Here is a 1,192-nt window from a genome sequence, read left to right as displayed (position 1 = left end):
ACGCTCGCCGCGCCTTACGGACGCTCGAGCGCCAGCGCGACGCCCATGCCGCCGCCGATGCACAGCGACGCCAGGCCCTTCTTCGCATCGCGCTTCTGCATTTCGTGCAGCAGCGTGACGAGAATCCGGCAGCCCGATGCGCCGATCGGATGACCGATCGCAATCGCCCCGCCGTTCACATTGATCTTCGACTGATCCCAGCCCATCTGCTTATGCACCGCGAGCGCCTGCGCCGCGAACGCTTCGTTGATTTCCATCAGGTCCAGATCGTTCACGCTCCAACCCGCGCGTTCCAGGCAGCGCTTCGACGCCGGCACCGGGCCCATGCCCATCACTTTCGGATCGACGCCCGCGTTCGCGTACGCCTTGATGCGCGCGAGCGGCGTGAGACCGAGCGCTTCGGCCTTCTTCGCCGACATCACGACGACCGCCGCCGCGCCATCGTTGATACCCGATGCGTTCGCCGCCGTCACCGTGCCCTCTTTCGAGAACGCCGGCTTCAGGCCGGACAACGCTTCGGCCGTCACGCCGTGGCGCACGAACTCGTCGGTGTTGAATTGCAGCGGCTCGCCCTTGCGTTGCGGAATCGAGATCGGCACGATTTCGTCGTTGAAGCGGCCGGCCTTCTGCGCGGCTTCCGCCTTGTTCTGCGAGAGTGCCGCGAACTGGTCCTGCGCCTCGCGCGTGATGCCGAATTCGCGCGCGACGTTCTCGGCGGTCGTGCCCATGTGATAGTTGTTATAGACGTCCCACAGGCCGTCGACGATCATCGAATCGATGAGCTTGGCATCGCCCATGCGGAAGCCATCGCGCGATCCCGGCAGCACGTGCGGCGCCGCGCTCATGTTCTCCTGGCCGCCCGCGACCACGATTTCCGCATCGCCCGCGACGATCGCGTTCGCCGCGAGCATCACTGCCTTCAGGCCCGAGCCGCAGACCTTGTTGATCGTCATGCCCGGAACCATGTCCGGCAAACCGGCCTTGATGACCGACTGGCGCGCCGGGTTCTGGCCCGAGCCGGCGGTCAACACCTGACCCATGATGACTTCGCTCACCTGCTCGGGCTTCACGCCCGAGCGCTCGAGCACCGCGCGAATCACTGCTGCACCGAGATCCGGCGCCGCGATTTTCGCGAGCGAGCCGCCGAACTTGCCGACCGCTGTACGCGCGGCCGATACGATCACTACGTCAG

Annotated in this window: 1 protein-coding gene; it reads right to left on the bottom strand. The window is 66.0% G+C overall.

The genetic code is table 11. The annotated features are described in order from the left end of the window. Window positions 1-14 precede the first annotated feature (14 nt). Window positions 15-1,192, bottom strand: a 1,178-nt coding sequence (locus tag AWB72_RS28315) for an acetyl-CoA C-acetyltransferase (protein ID WP_143754731.1), incomplete at its 5' end; no start/stop codon positions are given.

Source organism: Caballeronia concitans, from assembly GCF_001544615.1.
In the GTDB taxonomy this organism is placed as follows: Bacteria; Pseudomonadota; Gammaproteobacteria; order Burkholderiales; family Burkholderiaceae; genus Caballeronia; species Caballeronia concitans.
The sequence above is the reverse complement of the archived record's forward strand: the minus strand, read 5'-3'. Positions and strand labels throughout refer to the sequence as shown.